The sequence below is a fragment of the Actinomadura sp. KC345 genome, assembly GCF_004348515.1.
GTDB lineage: Bacteria > Actinomycetota > Actinomycetes > Streptosporangiales > Streptosporangiaceae > Spirillospora.
In genome coordinates this window covers 18,588-33,969 of sequence record NZ_SMKH01000051.1, presented here as the reverse complement: position 1 = coordinate 33,969, position 15,382 = coordinate 18,588, and the positions used below count along the sequence as shown (strand labels likewise).

Here is a 15,382-nt window from a genome sequence, read left to right as displayed (position 1 = left end):
CTGCCGTGTGGTCACGCGGGCCTGGTCGGCGAGGGTCATCGTCACTGCGCTGTTCGTCCTGTCTCGCCCTGCTCGATATCAGAAGGACTCATCCGTCCCTTGTGTCACAGCAGTCTGACAGAGAGGGAACGCTGGTGCGGGAGGCCTATCTGGCGGCCGTCGCTGCGCAGGACACTGCTCACCTTCGACCGGAAGTGTTCGCCCAGGCATGGAAGGCGCACCTGGCCTCCCTGCTGGATCGCTCCGCAGTCGATCTCCACGGATGGAGCGCACCCCGTCACCGACCTTGACCTGGCTTGGAGCCTGTTCGAAGCGGCTGGCCAAGCCCGGCTGCACACCGTCGAGCACGCTCGCGCCACCCGCAGCAAACAAATGCGGACCGAGTCACGGCGGTCACCGGTCTTCGAGTTCGCGATCGTCGGCGACGGTATCGAACTCGGCAACGTTAAGTACGGGACCTGCGACATCTGCTGCGTCGGCCTGCTGTACAAGATCGGCTTCCCCGACGACTGGCAGTTCTGCGGGCTGGGCCGCCTGGCACTCGGGCAACTCGAAGCCCGCCACCCGGACCTGATCTGGTACACCACCGCCCAAGGTCGGCATGCGCGGGGGCTTCTATGACCGCTACCGCGAGCACAGCCACAGCCCTTGGACCCCTGAACAGTATCCCTGCCCGCATTTGGAGTGAGCCAGACCACGTTCGCTCCGATCCGCCCGAACTTCATGAGCGAGAGACAAGGACGCCTCGCATGTCAGCACGTAGCAAGTGGATCCCTTTCTACGTGTACGACGTGGTGAAGGTCGCCCGCCTCCCGGTCCCCAACGAAATCCGCGGACCGAAATGCATGATCGGCCCGAAGGTCTGGGTGCGCCGCCATCTGCGTCGCTACCTGCCCTGGCTGGTCCGCCGACAGGTCCCCCGGAACTGCTGCTGGCACCACCAGATCGACTGGCGGATAGCCGCCGCGGCCGCCATCCGCCTGGTCCGCGAGGCCCAAGCCGCGGGCCTGCGCGGTGACGACATCGACGAGTTCGTCATGGACCGCCTAGCCGACCAAGACCTTGGCGACCAGGCCGAAAGCGCCGTCATCGCATTGACCTGCACCGGCGCCGGCATCCAGCTCGCCGAGCCCGATGCTCCATGGCGCTACTTCGAAGGACAGCACCGCGTCGCGGCCCAACTCGACCAGGGCGTCCGGGAAACGATCGTGCAACGGCTGGAACTGCTCGACCCGGACACCGGCCAGCTGTTCCAGGATTAGCAAGCTGTCACCTCGTTGATTGTGGCGGAAGTTCGACGCCCGCAGTGGCCCCGTTGCGTAGGTGGTCTGCAGTTTCAGCGACGGCGAGAGCTGTTTCGAAACGTCGGGGACGTTGTGGGTGTCGCGGTGGCTGCGGGAGGCATAGCCGCCGGAGTGCGGGGGCGTCCAGAACGGTGCCCATGAGACCGTACTGGATGGCCAGTGCGACCAGCTCGCAGGGCCGGCGGGTGATGTGCCAGTCCAGGGTTCGGCGGAACCGAAGCATCCAGAACGCCCCGGGAGGGGTGCAGGTGCACGTGCTGTCAGGTGTGCCCGGCGGCGGGGGCCGCTGAGTCTTGGGTGTGTGTGGAGTCAGCGTTTGACCGCGACTCCGCCGTACATGGCGATGTCTTTGTCATCGACGGGACGTGACAGGCCCAACTCGGGGCGCCATTTGTGGATCTGCACCACGCCGGGTTCCTCCAACTCCAACCCGTCGAAGAAGCGCAGGGCCTGCCGGTGGCTGCGCCAGCGCAGCGCCTCACCGTGTGCGTGGTAGGTCTGCTGTACCTGGGCCAGCACGTCACGGTCGAAGTCGTCGGTGGCGATGGCGATCCCGACCCAGCTTCCTGCCGAGAGCCCGTCCACGAGTTCACGGACGACGCGGTGGGCCTCGTCGTCGTCCTCGATGAAGTGGACCACGGCGATCACGGTCAGCCCGACCGGCTGAGTCAGGTCCAGGGTGGAGAGCAGTTCGGGGGCGGAGAAGATCCGCTCCGGCTCCCGCATGTCCGCCTGGACGTAAGCGGTCCGGCCCTCGGCCGCGCTGTTCATCAGTGCCCGCGCGTGCACCAGCACGATGGGATCGTTGTCGACGTACACGACCCGGGATTCGGGCGCGATCTCTTGGACGACCTCGTGGAAATTGGGTGAGGTCGGGATGCCGGTACCGATGTCGAGGAACTGCCTGATGCCCTTGTCGATCGCCATGTAGCGGGCGACACGATGCATGAACGCCCGGTTGGCCTGCATATGGACGCGCAGCGCGGGCCACACCCGCAACGTCTCGTTGCCAGCGGCACGGTCGGCGGCGTAGTGGTCCTTGCCACCCAGGATGTAGTCGTAGATCCGCGCGCCGTGGGCCCGGCCGGTCTGCAGATCGACCGGCTCCGGATCCACTCCGTCAGGGTTAGTCACACCGCGACCTCGGTTCCTATTTTATGCGCGGTCTCACTCACGAATAGCTCTGCGGATCATCGTACAGATCCCGTCCCGGGCCCAGTTCCCAAACCGCCAAGAAGCTATCAAGGAACTCAACCCGGACCGGCCGAGTGACCAGTGACGCGGGCGCCGACCAAGGTGTCGGCGCGCTCAGACCACGGCAGGGTCGCAAGCACCCTATTAAGCTGCTGGTGAGCGCGTCCCTATGCCAGGATCTCGCTATTGTCGGCGGCGCTGCAAAACTTGGCGCGCCGTTGACACGGAGAGCCGCCACCGCCATCCGTTACCTGGAGTGTTTCCTGAAGGACAACCCGCTCGGACAGCCGGTTCCCCTCCGCAGGGACGCCACCTTGGAGTTGTGGGTCAACACCGACAACCGCGGCGATGACGCTGACCTGGCGATCCTGGACTGTGCGGCCGAACTGAACAACCTCCACCGCGTGACCGGCGCTCGCGTGCTGACCGGCGATCTCGGAATGCGCTTACGCGCCCAGCACCTGGGCGTGCAGGCACTCCATCTGCCCGAGGAGTGGCGCAAGAAGGGCACGGCCCTCGACGACGCACCACCGCAGCAAGCAACTGAAACAAGATGACCGATGCTCTAACGGCGAAGCCGGGTGACCGAAGGCATCCCTGACCCAGTTTCTCCGCCGGCGCAACCACCGATCGATGTCCCGCGCAGAAACATGGGCAGCCCCACAGAGCGGCGGTCGGACTCGCTGGGCGCCGCTGCCCCGCCCCGGCATCAGCAGTAGCGACTACGCCCCCGGCATCGGCTCCGACCTGCGTACCCAAGCACTCCAGGAGCACACTGCGCTGTGTGCCACGCGGCACGTCACCACCGGAATCGACTCCTACCGCGATTGATCGTCCCCAGCTGGTCCCGTCCATCACCTCACACGTTCACCAGCGGAGCAGCAATGCCATCCACCCAGTCATCCACCGGAAATCTCGTGGCGATCTCCGGCCTGCCCGGATCCGGCAAGTCAGACCTGGCCGACGCTCTGCGCCAGGCGCTGGCCGCCCCGGTGGTGGCCATGGACACCCACTACCGCCCCACGACGCCCGGCGGCGAGGTGGACTTCAGCGACCCGGCCAGCCTCGACCTCGACGCCGTCCTGAAGCAGATCGGGCGGCACTGGGACGACGGTGCCCGCCTGGTGATCGCCGAGGGCATTTTCGCCCTGACCTTCGAGGCCGTGCGGTCGAGAGCGTGCCTGATGGTGTGGCTGGAGATCCCGATGGACATCGGGCTGGCCCGCAAGCTGCTGCGCAAGCTGGAGGCCGGAGCCGACATCACCCCCAGCATCCGCGGCTACCTCGCCCGGGGCCGCGACGGCTACCTCCGGCACGTCCTGCCCACACACCACCGCGCCAACCTGGTCCTGAATGGAACCCGCCCCGTGGACGACCTCGTGACCGAAATAGCCGAGAAAGTGCCGCGATGAACGACCACGACGGCTAGGGCACGCGGGCCCGCCACCGCATCCTAACCTTCTGGAAGCACAACCATGTTGGTCGCCCAACTCGGTGGTACGGATCCCCCCGCACCGGGCCGATCTCCTGCCAGTTAGCCGCAAGCTACGGTGCCAGCAGTTGTCCGGCGTCAACGGCCGTGCCCAACGCCGCCATGTAGATCCGCCACCATGACTTGCCGCCGAGATGTTGCTGGAGGGAGAGCGTCCCGGCCTCCACGAGGAGAGCGTCGGGATCGTAACCACCATCCGCTGAGGGAACTCGCCAACCGGCAGCCGCGCGAGCTTCGAGGGCGTTCTGCAGGCCGCGGTTCGGGCCGCCCATGATGACGACACCTGCATCGTTCGCCTCGCGCAGCCGGTCCGCGTCCGGAGGGTCGTTCACCGACAAGTCCTCGATTGGCGGATTCCCCACCGGAAGGCCGGAGGTAATGACGGTGGGGCGTATCCACGTAGCACGTTCATCCAGGACATGGAACAGCGTCATCGGGGCATAGCCGAAGAGGTCTGGGTGGTCGTGCTGTACTTCGAACTGCGCTTTCCCGACTTCAGAGACCACCAGCAGCGGGCAAGATCGCGCAGTGTCGACAGCGTCTTTCACTCCCGGGACAGACGCCACCCCCGGGTCGAGCGCCGAAAGGTCTGCCTCGCGCGCCCACCGAGCGGCATCTACTGAGATGAAACCGGACGCGTCTAGTGCGGAGACATACGCAGCAGCGACGAGCGCGCGCCCATGAGCGTCTCCGCCGGTCACGATCAATGACGGTGCCTCGCCATGGTCGATGACGTACTGAACCTTTTTCAACGTGCGTTGAGCTCGCGGTTCTGGAGGACGTGGATGGCCTTGGCCAGGTGACCGGCGCGGTGGGGGCAGCAACGTAGCTTGGTCAGGATCTTCCAGCTCTTGAGCTGGGCGTTGGCTCGTTCGCCTGGTCCGCGGAGCTTGGCGTGGGAGCGGTTGGCGTCCTTGAGCGGCTCGGGCTTGTCCTTGCCCTTGTAGGGCGTCGTGACGTGCGGGCCGGCGCCGACGTAGCCCTTGTCGGCCAAGACCAGGATCCCGGCGGCGGCCAGTGCGCGGACCAGGTCCCAGATCCTGGCGGCCTTGAGGTCGTGGACCGAGCCGGGCAGCGACCCCGACACCCACAGGATGGTTCCGTCCGGTGTGGCAATGACCTGCAGGTTCATGCCGTGTTTCTTGTGTTTGCCCGAATAGAACGGCCGGTCGGCCTTCACTCGGTCGATGGGGATGAGCGTGCCGTCCAGCACCAGGTAGAGCAGGCCGTCCTTGCAGGCTTTGGCCAGCGCCCGGCTGAGTGTGGGTGATCGGGCCGATAGCAGTGAACGTTTTCCACCAGCGAGGTGATTCCACCCTCATCGGCTCCGGTATTCGAGGGTGAGGATCGCCTGGACCACTGTGGTCAGGCGGCTGGGTGAGCAGCGGGCCTTGCGCAGGATGTGCCATTGCTTGAGGGTGGCGGCGCCGCGTTCACCGACGGCGCGGGCCTTGGCGTGGTACCGGTTGAACAGCTTCTTGCGTTTGCCGAGCTTGCGGCGCTTCTTGCGCTTGTAGGGGGTGCCGATCGCGCCGCCCGCGCCGACATAGCCCTTGTCGGCGTAACCGGCGATCGCTCGGGTGGTCAGGCCGTCGATGATGCCGTGCTCTCGCGCCGCGGTCAGGTCATGCACCGAGCCGGGCAGGGCCGGTGACGCCCAGATCAGCTCGCCATGCGGGTCGGTGAGGAACTGGATGTTCACGCCGTGACGGCGATGTTTTCCCGAGTAGTACAGCCGGTCGTTCGCACCCGACAGCCGGTCGATCCCAGCGAGCGTGCCGTCCAGGATGACGTAGGCCTTACGCTGCGCGATCCGCAACGTTCCCGCAGGTCAGGTGCCAGCTGGGCGAGGAGATCCACGACCTCGGTGACGTAGCGGTGCGCGGTCGCGGCACCGATGCCGAACGCGGCCGCCAGGCCGGCGAAGGTCTCGTTGCGGCGCAGGTGAACCAGCACCAGCAGCGCCTGCCGCTCGGGCCCCAGCCGCCGCCACCTGGATCCGAGGTGTCGGCGGTGCCGCCGGATGAGATCGGCCACGAACGTGCGGGCCGAGCGCGACAGATCGAGGGCAGCGCGATAGAACAGCATCCAGGCTCCTGGTGGTTCTTGATCTTGGCAGACCTCGATCTACCAGGAGCTCTCTTCTTGTTGGTCGCGCCTCGCGGGCCGCAACCAGGCTGTGACCAGCAAGATCAGGGTGGAATTACCTCAATCGGCATGGCCCGCCGATCGTCTGCCTGACTTCTGCACACGCCGACACCGACCGGATCAGGACATCGACGACGATCATGACGCGTCGGAGCCTCGAAATAGAAACCGTCTACAAGATCCAGGCATCGCTCCCCGAGCTCCCTGCCTGGGGCTGAAGACCAAGTCCACGCACCGCCTCCCCCCTGCGTGCTCCCGTTGCTCCCGCCGGGAGCGGGGAGCGGCGGGAGCACGCAGGTTTCCCGAACCGTCCTGAACGGGCGTCAACAAGCGTCAACGACCGCCCCTGACCTGCGGCATTTCGATTATGCGCAGGTCGGGGGTTGATCGGGACGACCTTGACACGGTAGAGGCCACTGGTTCAATCCCAGTATCGCCCACCACGCTTCTGCGCAGGTCAGGGGCCTTGCTTGTGTTGTTGACGAGCGAGGCCCCTGACCTGGTTGGGCGATATCTGGGCGACGATCTTCTCGCCGGACACCGCGGCCTGGTGCCTTGTCTGCAGTTTAGCGAAGGCTCCGTCCATCTGCGGCACGGCGGCGATGAGGCGTTCCCGCTCGCCGGGTCGCAGGGCCAGCAGTGAGGTCTCCCACCGCTTCTGCAGCGCCTCCAGAATCTGTTCCTTCATCGACGGTGTCACGTGTTCGTACACGTCGGCCATCCCGGGCAGCTTGTGCCCCAGCCGGGCGGCCCGGGCCACATCGGGGATGCCGTCTTCGGCCAGCCAGGTCCGCTGGGTATTCCGGCCCTCGTGGAAGGTGAATCCCCGCAGTATCGGTGGGCGGCGCTTGCCCGGGTCCGGGTGGTTGGGGTCGCCGTCCCAGGCGGGGCGCCAGAACCGCCGGGCGAAGTGGCTGCGGCGTAGTTGGCCGCCCTTGTCTCCCGCGAACGCGTAGGGGTGTTCGGTCTGCTCTAGGAGGTGCTCGTAGAGGCCGGCCAGGAAGGGCGGTAGCTGCACCCAGCGTTTGCTGGCCGGGGTCTTGGGGCGTTCGGCCTTGACCAGCCGTCCGCGGGCCTCGGCGAGCGGTTCGGCGACGCGGATGGCCTTGTTGATCTCGTCGTACTCGTGTGGCTGCTGCCCGACCAGCTCCGACCAGCGGGCTCCGGTGTAGGCGTCCATGAGCGCCAGCACGAACCCGCCGTAGCCGAAGCTGTCGTGCAGCCGCAACGCGGCCGTCCGTGCCGCCTGGGCGAGTGTCGGCGCCAGGGCTGCCAGGACCTCGATCGCCTCGGCGATGTAGCGGCAGGCGGTCGAGGTCCCGACACCGAAACCGGCGGCGAGCTGGGCGTAGGTGTGCCCGTTGCGCAGGTGGGCCAGGACGAGCAGGGCTTGGCGGCCAGCGGGCAGGCGCCGCCACCGGGTGCCCAGGGCGCGGCGGTGTTCCCGCAGGCGGTCGGACAGGAGGCGCAGGGCGGCGCTGGACACATCGATGCCGGACGGGTAGACAAGCATGGAAGCCTCTGGTGGAGCCGGTTCTCTTAGTCGAAAACCGATCTACCAGGGGCTTCACCCGTCTGTCAGCCCAACCCCGCAACTACCGCAGCAGGTTGAAAGGGCTCACTGGCTGCCATTCAGGCGATCCAGATGTTCACAGGAGTAGCCGGGGGGCACGGCCGCGGCGGCGGGCACGGCGGCGGCGGGCACGGCCAGGGCGGTCACGGCCAGGGCGGCGAGTGCGGGCAGCGGGCGGAGGGCGAGGTTCATCGACGTCCCTTGCTATAGATGGTCACTCGACTACACACAGTGACTATGTTCCTCGCGAGGTGGTCGGTAAACGGCGCCCCGGGCCGTCAGGCCGTGATCCTCTTCTGGCGCATTCCGGCTGCCCCCCATAAACGGCCGCGGCCGAGCTGCCCTCCCCCGACCCGGAGGCGGTCCGGCTGGCCGCGCTCGCCGAACAGATCGCCCTCACCGCCCACCGCCGCCGTCACCGGTGCGCCGGGCCCGGCTGCGACCGCGAGCTGGAGCACGCGACCACCGTCGGAGCCGTCCCCGCCCCAGCCGACCGGGCCCCAGGCCAGGACGAAACATAAAGGCGAACTCCGCTTCGCGCCCCGCCCCCTCGAAGCCCAGCAAGCTGAACACATCCGCCAAGCCTGGGCCGCCCGCCGCGGCGCCACCATGCATTACTTCTCCCGGCCCGGCCCCCTCAACCACTACGCCCAGCACGCCGAACTCCTCACCCGCAAGATCGACCGCGGACGACGTCCATAGATAGCGGCAGCGGGGACTCCCCGGTTAACTGGACGACTCCACCCATGATGATCACGGGCGGCGGAACCGGACTGGGGACGAAGTGCTCACGAACTACCAACAACAGCTGCGAGACCGGTTCCTGGCCGCTCCCGTCCTCGCCGCCCCACCACCCTGGCAACCGGTGCTGGACCGCAGAACACCCATCGGCGGGCTGCAGGGCATCGGATTCGCCGCCCACCCAGACGACGGCCACGACCTCGTCATGGTCGTCTCCCAAGACGGCCACGGGCTCTTCGACGCGATCACTGGAGAGAAGATCGCCCGAGACCGTGATCCCGCCCCCGACACCAGCACACCCGACGCCTCCGCCGACCTGACCTGCCCCGGCCTCGGACCGATCGCCGGCACCCAGGTCCACATCGCCGGCCTCTTCGGCGGCGGACTCCACCACACCACACCCGACGGCTGGGCCCTGGACATCGTCAGCCCCGAATGGCCCAACGACCGCATCCTGCTCTCAGCAGACGGCGATATCTACAAAGATCCACCAGGCCAGGGATGGTGGCACATCTTCCACTCCAACTACTCCACCTTCCGCGCCGCCGGATTCTCCCCCTCCGGCAGCACCCTCGCCATCGCCACCAGCAGCGACCTCACCCTCTGGACCCGCCCAACCCCCGAAAGCCGAACCTGAGCCCCAAGCCCGGCCCGGATCAACGCCTCCCCCAGGGATGGCCCCGAACTCCTACAGCTACGACGAGCCGCAAAGTAGCGGTGGGACCGTCGCTTAGCTGGGGTTTTCCTGGCCGTGGATGATGCGGTGGATGGTGGAGGGGCCGACGCTGTACTCGGTGGCGAGGTCGGCGAGGGAGACCTCGCCGTCTGCGTAGCGACGGCGGATGGACCGCCGCGAGCACGGCATCATCGACGCGCTGACCGGGAACAAGGTGGCCTGCTGGACCGACAAGGGCTACCAGGGCGCCGTAGTGCGGTCCGGGTTCCTTAACGCGGCCGGTGGAACACCCTGTCGGCCGGTCAGCAGGCGGTCAACCGTTCCCACGCCAAGATCCGGGCCCTGGTCGAGCAGGCCGTCGCCACCCTCAAGTCCTGGCGGCTGCTGCGCAAACTCCGCTGCTCACCCACCCGCATCACCAGCCTGCTCCAAGCCACCCTCTGACTACATCTGACCAGCTCAGACTGAGGATGGAAAGGCTCCTAACGTGCTTGGTGAGCCTGCTCAGATCCTGGCTGAGCCGCTGCGCCTCCCTGAGCCTGCCGGTGGTCTCCTGATCGAGGTCATCGGGGTGGGACATGATCCAGCGTGTGATGTCCCGGACTGCCGGTGGCCGGGGAGGGGGTATCTCGACTTCACTGGTTCCAGCAGACCGGAAACGACGAAGATAACGTTCGGCGACCGCAACGAAGTACCGCAGCTAGGCAGGCCGGCCATGTACGTACCCTATCCACCTCGTGATACACGCCGGGTATCACAACGTACTTGATCGATATTGGACGAAACGGACGCCGCACGCTGAGCATGGGAAGGGTGAACAACACCAAGACAGCGCTGGTCACTGGCGCGAACAAGGGAATCGGCTTCGTGTCAATCCGCTCAAAGCGTGGAGACGTTGTTATGCCACTTCGGCCCTGAGCTGGGCCGTTGGTCTCCTCCGCGCTTCTGCCAGCTGACGCTCGAACGTGATCGGCGAGAGCCCGGCGTTGGCGCTGTGCCTCCTGTGGGTGTTGTAGAAGTCGGCGATCCAGGTCGCGACCTTGATGCGCGCCTCGGCACGGGTGGCGAAACGCCGACGGTGGACGAACTCGACCTTCAGGGTGCTGTTGAACGCCTCGGCGGCGGCGTTGATGCCGCGTGACCCCCGCGTAGGGTGGGCGGCAGCTGAAGGCACGCACATCCCAGGAGGGCCTCATGCAACCTCGTCCCGGATCGGTAGCCGGGAGGCTTGTCGGCCGGGATAACGAGCTGGCCGGTCTGAAGGACGCCTGGGAATCCGCCTCGGCGGCCCAGCCGACGGTCACGCTGGTGCGGGGTGAGGCGGGAATCGGCAAGACGGTCCTGCTGAACGCCACACTGACCGAAATCCGGACGTCCCGGCGGCATGTGATCCACATGCGCGCGGACCGGGCGTGCCAGTCGCTCGCCTTCGGAGCGCTCGCCGACGCCCTCGCGTCCGCGCAGTTGCCCGCTGCCGCGGCTCCGCTCGGCTCCGCCCTGGTCACCGCTCTGGACGGGACGGGCCGGCGGCAGGCGGCGGCACGGGGCGCGGCTCTCCAGCTCATGGCGGTGCTGCGAGCCGACGCCCCCACCCTGCTCGCGGTCGACGACCTGGAGTTCCTCGACGTCCCAACGCTCGCCCTCCTGGGCAGCCTCGCGCGGCGCACCGGTGAGCACCCGCTGGTGGTGGCCGCCACCGTGCGCCGACCCGATGCAGGACCGGCGCAGGCGCACGCGGATCTGCTGGAGGTCATGGAACGCGAGGCGTGCTCCCGGCTCATCGATCTGGAGCCGCTCCCCCCGGTGGACCTGGCCCGGCTGGTTCGGGACCCGCTCGGCGGGCCCTGCGACGACGGGTTGCTCACCGCGCTGGCCGAGGCGAGTACCGGCAATCCCACGCTGGCTCTGCGCTACGTCGATGCCCTGCTGGAGAACGGCGCCATCGAGCAGAGGGCCGATGGCCGGCGGCTGCGTCCGGCGGTGCTCACCTCGGGGCGTCACGAACTCTCGCGTGACCTGTGCGCGCGGATCCTGCACCGCGTCTGGCGCGGGTCCCCGCGGGCCCGGCTGCTCGCGGACGTGCTGGCCGTGCTCGGACCGGTCACGCTGGACCGGTTGGCCATCGCGGCCGAGCTGACCGCCCTCGCCGAACCGGCCGCCGGTCTGGCCTTCGACGAGCTGCTCGATCGCGGGATCCTAGACCGTGCCGGCGACGGCCGCTACCACTTCCGGCAGCCCCTGGTCAGAGATGCCTTCTACTGGTCGATGGGGGCGGCGCGACGGTGGAACCTCCATCGCGGCGCGGTCTCCTGCCTGCGGGCGCTGCCGGCCACGCCCGAGCTGGACCAGGAAATCGCGACGCAGGTTCGCGCCGCACCCGCGTTCGGTGACCATGACGCGGTCATGACCCTGTTCGATGCGGCGGAGCGGATCGGCGAGCGCAATCCCCGGGCCGCGGTGGCCTGGTACGATCGGGCGCTGGCGATCACCCCGCCCGACTGGTCCGCGCACGGCCGGATAGCCGCCCGGCTGACGCGTGCGCTGCTGCTCGCCGGGCTGGCCGAGGAGGCCCAGCACGCGGGCGGCTCCGCGCTGAGCGGGATGCCGGACGGCCCGGCGCGTGGTGCCCTGACCTCTCTCGTCGCCGGGGCGCTCACCGAGCGGTGGGAACTGGACCGCGCCCAGAAGCTGATCAAGGCCGAGCAGGCCGCCGGGCACTCCTCACCCCGCCTCGTCGCTCAGTCGGCCTACGTCCTGGCCGCCGCGGGACGGCTGGCCGAAGCCGACACCGCGGCCGCGGAGGTGCTCGCCGAACTGGACGCGGCACCACTGCCGGAGAAGCTCAATGCGCTGATCTATCTCGTCCACATGCGGTGTATGACGATGGATCACGAGAGGCTGACGGGGCTGCTCACCCAACTGGCCGCGCTGGAGGCGGAGTCCGCCCCGATCGCCCGGCTCGGCATCCATGTCGCCACGGCGTACGGGCTGGCGATGCGCGGCGACACCGCAGGATGCGAAGAGTCCATCGGCCACGCGCAGGCACTGCTCATCGAATCCGGCCTGGATCTCTACCAGCCCGGATTGGCCGTCGCGCAGGCGTGCAACGCCACGCACCTCGGTCACTGGGACACCGCGCTCTCCCTCATGGAGACCGTCGAACCTGCCCTGAGAGAGGCCGGCCTCATCGGCTATCTCGTCGCGCTGCGCGCGTCGAAGGCCCAGATCCTGGCCCATCGCGGCGCACTGCGGGAGGCCCGCCAGGCCGTCCGGATGGAGCCCAAGCAGAGCCCCGTCGGCACGGCGCTGCTGACGTCCGGGCTCGCGACGGTCGACACGGTCGCCGGACGGCCGGCCGCCGCCAGGGACAGGCTCCGCCGCGCGCTCGCCGACGGGGATCTGCCCGGCCGATTGCGACTCGGCGTGCTGTGCGGGCTCGCCGAGGCCGAACTGGAGCTGGGGGACCACGTCGCCGCCACGAGCCACCTCAACGAGATCCGCGGTCACGGCCTCGACCGGCTCGATCACTGCACCTATGTGCGTTACCAGCTCGCCATCGGAAGCGCTCACGAGGACATCGACGCGTTGCGGGAAGGCCTGCTGGTCGCGGACCGCCATCGTCTCAGGCTGCTGCGCGGGATCGCCCTTCTGCGGCTCGGCACGCACGGCGCCGAGCCGGAGCCCGAACTGGTGGCGGCGATCGAGGTGTTCCAGTCGCTGGACGCGATACCGCTGCGCCGCCGCGCGGCCAAGGCACTTCGTGCGCGCGACTACAAGGTCCCGCGGCAGCGCCGCCAGAACCGGGGCTTGCTGACGGCGACCGAGACCCAGATGGCACGGCTCGTCCAGCTGGGTCATGCGAACCGGGAGATCGCGGAGACGATGTCGCTCAGCGTCAAGACCGTGGAGGTGTACCTGAGCCGGGTGTACGCCAAGGTCGGGTGCTCGGGACGGCTGGAACTCGCGCGAGCGCTCGATCGGGGGCTGCTGGACGAGCATGACGGCTGAGGCGCCGACCAGGACGGCGAGGCCGTCGGCGACGATCGACCGGGCGGGCGTCAGCCGGGCGGACGGAGGTCGTAGATGATGTGATGGCGGTTGATCAGCCATTGCCCGTCGACCCGAACGAGCGCCGAATCGTAGTAGCCGGCGGCCCCTGTCAGCACCGCGCCCAGGCCGAACTCGGACCCGAGCGGCGACGGCGTGCCGGGCGACGAGCAGATCGTGAGGAACTGCGCGGACAGGGTCGCGGTGTCACCGTCGATCTCGACGATGTGATCGACGGTGAGGTGGTGCCATCGTCCATAGGCGGTGGGGAACGCCGCGACCGCCTTCTTCATCGCCTCCCTGCCCTCCAGCCGGCGCCCGAGCGGCGCGGGTGCGCCATCGTCGTCGTAGAACGACTCGATCAGCACGTCGGCGGTGAACACGTCGTCCAGGTCGTCGGGACGACGATGGTCCATGGCCCGGCTGTACCGGGAGAGGATCTGGCTCACCCGTAGGATGTCGCCGCATTCGCACATTCCGTCGCCCCTTCCCCAGCATTTCGTACCCGCCTGCCATCCGCTGGCAGCCCCATGGCAGTGGGCCCAGTCTCAACCTTCCGGACGGCTGCCGGTACCAGGGAATCCTTTATGGATAACGGCGGAGGTCGTCCAAACAGCGGCAAATGGCTAGGGAGTTCCCGGCTGCTGGGAGCAGTGCGGGGTGGGTAGATTTCCGAGAATGCCGACTATTCCCAGCATGTTGAGCGTGAGCGCCGGTCGGACGCCCGACCGGGAGGCCCTGGTGACGGGATCGACGCGGATGACCTACCGGGAACTCGATGCCGCGGTGAACCGCACGGCCGCCGCCCTCGCGACGACCGGTCTCACATCCGGTGACCGGCTGGTCCTGATGGCGGCGAATTCGGCCGAGTTTGTCGTCGCCTTCTATGCCGCGGCCAAGCTGGGCGCCATCATAGTGCCGGTCAATCCCCGGTCCGCGCCGCCCGAGATCGCGCATTTCCTCTCAGATTCGGGCGCCCGCGTGCTGTGCTTCGCGCCCCAGTTCGCCGCGACCGTGACGGCCGCGGTCTCGGACGGCGGCGAGCTGACGACGCTCAGCCTGGGGCCGTGCACGGGATATCGCGACCTGCTGGTCATGGCCGAGAGCCACACGCCGGAACCGCCGCGCGTGACCGTCGCCGAGTACGATGACGCGCTCATCCTCTATACCTCCGGAACCACTGGCCGCCCCAAGGGCGTCCTGCTCGACCATCATCGCGTCATTTGGGTCGGCATCAGCACGATCGTTCTCACCGGACTCCGGGACGGTGACCGCTTCCTGCACGTCGCGCCGCTCTACCACGCGGCGGAGCTCACCATGATGCTGATCCCGGGCATGATGCTCGGTGCCGCCCACGTCGTTCTCCCCGGCTTCGAGCCCGCGACCGTGCTGGACACCCTCGAACGCGAGCGGATCAACGCCTTCTTCGGCGTGCCGACGATGTACCAGTTCCTGCTGCGCCAGGACGATCTGCGCCGCCGCGACCTTTCGCAATGGCGGGTCGGCATCTTCGGCGCGGCGCCGATGCCCAGCGCCGCCGTCGAGGAACTGGTCGCGGCCTTGCCCGGAGTCCGGCTCGTGCAGGCGTGCGGGCAGACCGAGGGCGGGCCCGGCGGAATCTACTCCACCCCCGAGGAGGTCCACCGGCGGCCGGACGCCAGCGGGCGATCGCCGCTGCTCAACACCGAGGTGCGGATCGTCGGTGCATCCGGCGGGGACATCGCGCCCGGCCAGGTGGGCGAGCTGCTGATCCGCGGCGAGACGGTGATGAAGGGCTACTGGAACCAGCCCGAGGCCACGGCGGAGACGGTTCGCGACGGGTGGCTGCACACCGGTGATCTCGCCCGGCTGGACCCCGACGGGTTCATCACGCTCGTGGACCGGCTCAAGGACCTCATCATCACCGGTGGGCGCAACGTGTACTCCATCGAGGTGGAGAACGCCATTGCGGCGCATCCCGACGTCGCCGACTGCGCCGTCGTGGGAAGACCGCATCCCGAATACGGTGAGAGCATCGTCGCCTTGGTGTCCCCCAGGCCCGGTACGGAGCCGACCTTGGCCGCAATCAAGGACTTCGCCGGGGAATTGATTGCCGGCTACAAACTGCCGCACGAACTCCTTCTCGGCGAGGTGCCCAGGAACGCCTCCGGGAAGGCCCTCAAGCACGAGATCCGCGCCATGTACGAAGAGCGGGGGAACTGATGTCG

The 15,382-nt window shown here is 68.0% G+C and carries 14 protein-coding genes and 4 pseudogenes; 8 read left to right on the top strand and 10 right to left on the bottom strand.

Going from position 1 to position 15,382, the window contains the following annotated elements; genetic code table 11:
- Positions 1-372 precede the first annotated feature (372 nt).
- A complete protein-coding gene (locus E1281_RS11635) occupies positions 373-621 on the top strand; it encodes a hypothetical protein (RefSeq protein ID WP_131877303.1) in 249 nt (82 codons plus the stop codon).
- Between the two features lie 128 nt (positions 622-749).
- A complete protein-coding gene (locus E1281_RS40165) occupies positions 750-1,262 on the top strand; it encodes a hypothetical protein (RefSeq protein ID WP_165958871.1) in 513 nt (170 codons plus the stop codon).
- Between the two features lie 351 nt (positions 1,263-1,613).
- Here the strand turns inward: E1281_RS40165 and E1281_RS11630 are convergent, their stop codons facing one another.
- Positions 1,614-2,438 carry an SAM-dependent methyltransferase gene (locus E1281_RS11630; RefSeq protein WP_243716857.1) on the bottom strand — a complete coding sequence of 275 codons (825 nt, stop codon included), beginning with the start codon at positions 2,436-2,438 and terminating at the stop codon, positions 1,614-1,616.
- Positions 2,439-2,572: 134 nt separating this feature from the next.
- On the opposite strand from E1281_RS11630, the gene E1281_RS11625 reads away from it, so the two are divergent.
- Both E1281_RS11625 and E1281_RS11620 read left to right on the top strand, forming a co-directional pair.
- On the top strand, positions 2,573-3,055 hold the full coding sequence (locus tag E1281_RS11625; protein ID WP_131877302.1) for a PIN domain-containing protein: 483 nt from the start codon (positions 2,573-2,575) through the stop codon (positions 3,053-3,055).
- 327 nt (positions 3,056-3,382) lie between these two features.
- Positions 3,383-3,910, top strand: a complete 528-nt coding sequence (locus E1281_RS11620) for a hypothetical protein (RefSeq protein WP_131877301.1) — start codon at positions 3,383-3,385, stop codon at positions 3,908-3,910.
- A 133-nt stretch (positions 3,911-4,043) separates the two neighbouring features.
- Here E1281_RS11620 and E1281_RS11615 read toward each other — a convergent pair whose 3' ends face one another.
- The 6 genes and pseudogenes from E1281_RS11615 to E1281_RS40160 all read right to left on the bottom strand — a co-directional run bounded on the left by E1281_RS11615 (position 4,044) and on the right by E1281_RS40160 (position 7,903).
- Positions 4,044-4,742 (bottom strand): hypothetical protein, encoded by a 699-nt coding sequence (locus E1281_RS11615; protein WP_131877300.1) that lies wholly within the window; start codon positions 4,740-4,742, stop codon positions 4,044-4,046.
- Positions 4,739-5,275 (bottom strand): annotated as a pseudogene (locus tag E1281_RS11610) (transposase family protein); the annotation flags it as partial. The pseudogene E1281_RS11610 and the gene E1281_RS11615, both read right to left, overlap by 4 nt.
- Positions 5,276-5,308: 33 nt before the next feature.
- Positions 5,309-6,078, bottom strand: a pseudogene (locus E1281_RS11605) (transposase family protein).
- Positions 6,079-6,595: 517 nt separating this feature from the next.
- Positions 6,596-7,318 (bottom strand): tyrosine-type recombinase/integrase, encoded by a 723-nt coding sequence (locus E1281_RS42820; RefSeq protein WP_131877306.1) that lies wholly within the window; start codon positions 7,316-7,318, stop codon positions 6,596-6,598.
- A gap of 48 nt (positions 7,319-7,366) precedes the next feature.
- A pseudogene (locus E1281_RS11595) lies at positions 7,367-7,651 on the bottom strand (transposase family protein); the annotation flags it as partial.
- Between the two features lie 105 nt (positions 7,652-7,756).
- The gene (locus E1281_RS40160; RefSeq protein WP_165958870.1) at positions 7,757-7,903 is read right to left on the bottom strand and encodes a hypothetical protein; all 147 of its coding nucleotides are present in this window, start codon (positions 7,901-7,903) and stop codon (positions 7,757-7,759) included.
- 592 nt (positions 7,904-8,495) lie between these two features.
- On the opposite strand from E1281_RS40160, the gene E1281_RS11590 reads away from it, so the two are divergent.
- Complete coding sequence (locus E1281_RS11590; RefSeq protein WP_131877299.1) at positions 8,496-9,089, top strand: hypothetical protein; 594 nt, start codon at positions 8,496-8,498, stop codon at positions 9,087-9,089.
- A 93-nt stretch (positions 9,090-9,182) separates the two neighbouring features.
- Here E1281_RS11590 and E1281_RS11585 read toward each other — a convergent pair whose 3' ends face one another.
- Positions 9,183-9,362, bottom strand: coding sequence for a hypothetical protein (locus E1281_RS11585; protein ID WP_207943233.1), 180 nt, complete (start codon positions 9,360-9,362; stop codon positions 9,183-9,185).
- Between E1281_RS11585 and E1281_RS11580 the strand changes: the two are divergent.
- A pseudogene (locus tag E1281_RS11580) lies at positions 9,304-9,572 on the top strand (transposase family protein); the annotation flags it as partial. The gene E1281_RS11585 and the pseudogene E1281_RS11580 sit on opposite strands and share 59 nt — an antisense overlap.
- 454 nt (positions 9,573-10,026) lie before the next feature.
- Here the strand turns inward: E1281_RS11580 and E1281_RS11575 are convergent.
- Entirely contained in the window at positions 10,027-10,302 is a 276-nt protein-coding gene (locus E1281_RS11575; RefSeq protein WP_165958869.1) for an integrase core domain-containing protein, read from the bottom strand.
- 20 nt (positions 10,303-10,322) lie between these two features.
- Between E1281_RS11575 and E1281_RS11570 the strand changes: the two genes are divergently transcribed.
- The gene (locus E1281_RS11570; protein WP_131877297.1) at positions 10,323-13,136 is read left to right on the top strand and encodes an AAA family ATPase; all 2,814 of its coding nucleotides are present in this window, start codon (positions 10,323-10,325) and stop codon (positions 13,134-13,136) included.
- Between the two features lie 50 nt (positions 13,137-13,186).
- Here the strand turns inward: E1281_RS11570 and E1281_RS11565 are convergent, their stop codons facing one another.
- On the bottom strand, positions 13,187-13,651 hold the full coding sequence (locus E1281_RS11565; protein WP_131877296.1) for a nuclear transport factor 2 family protein: 465 nt from the start codon (positions 13,649-13,651) through the stop codon (positions 13,187-13,189).
- 229 nt (positions 13,652-13,880) lie between these two features.
- Here E1281_RS11565 and E1281_RS11560 point away from each other — a divergent pair, with 229 nt between their 5' ends.
- Entirely contained in the window at positions 13,881-15,377 is a 1,497-nt protein-coding gene (locus tag E1281_RS11560) for an AMP-binding protein (protein WP_207943232.1), read from the top strand.
- Positions 15,378-15,382: the final 5 nt, after the last annotated feature.

What these genes read in the sequence shown, in the direction of transcription:
- E1281_RS11570 (WP_131877297.1), top strand. Translation starts at nt 10,323, where the DNA reads ATGCAACCTCGTCCCGGATCGGTAGCCGGGAGGCTTGTCGGCCGGGAT.
- E1281_RS40160 (WP_165958870.1), bottom strand. Translation starts at nt 7,903, where the DNA reads ATGAACCTCGCCCTCCGCCCGCTGCCCGCACTCGCCGCCCTGGCCGTG.
- E1281_RS11565 (WP_131877296.1), bottom strand. Translation starts at nt 13,651, where the DNA reads ATGTGCGAATGCGGCGACATCCTACGGGTGAGCCAGATCCTCTCCCGG.
- E1281_RS42820 (WP_131877306.1), bottom strand. Translation starts at nt 7,318, where the DNA reads ATGGACGCCTACACCGGAGCCCGCTGGTCGGAGCTGGTCGGGCAGCAG.
- E1281_RS11635 (WP_131877303.1), top strand. Translation starts at nt 373, where the DNA reads ATGCGGACCGAGTCACGGCGGTCACCGGTCTTCGAGTTCGCGATCGTC.
- E1281_RS40165 (WP_165958871.1), top strand. Translation starts at nt 750, where the DNA reads ATGTCAGCACGTAGCAAGTGGATCCCTTTCTACGTGTACGACGTGGTG.
- E1281_RS11620 (WP_131877301.1), top strand. Translation starts at nt 3,383, where the DNA reads ATGCCATCCACCCAGTCATCCACCGGAAATCTCGTGGCGATCTCCGGC.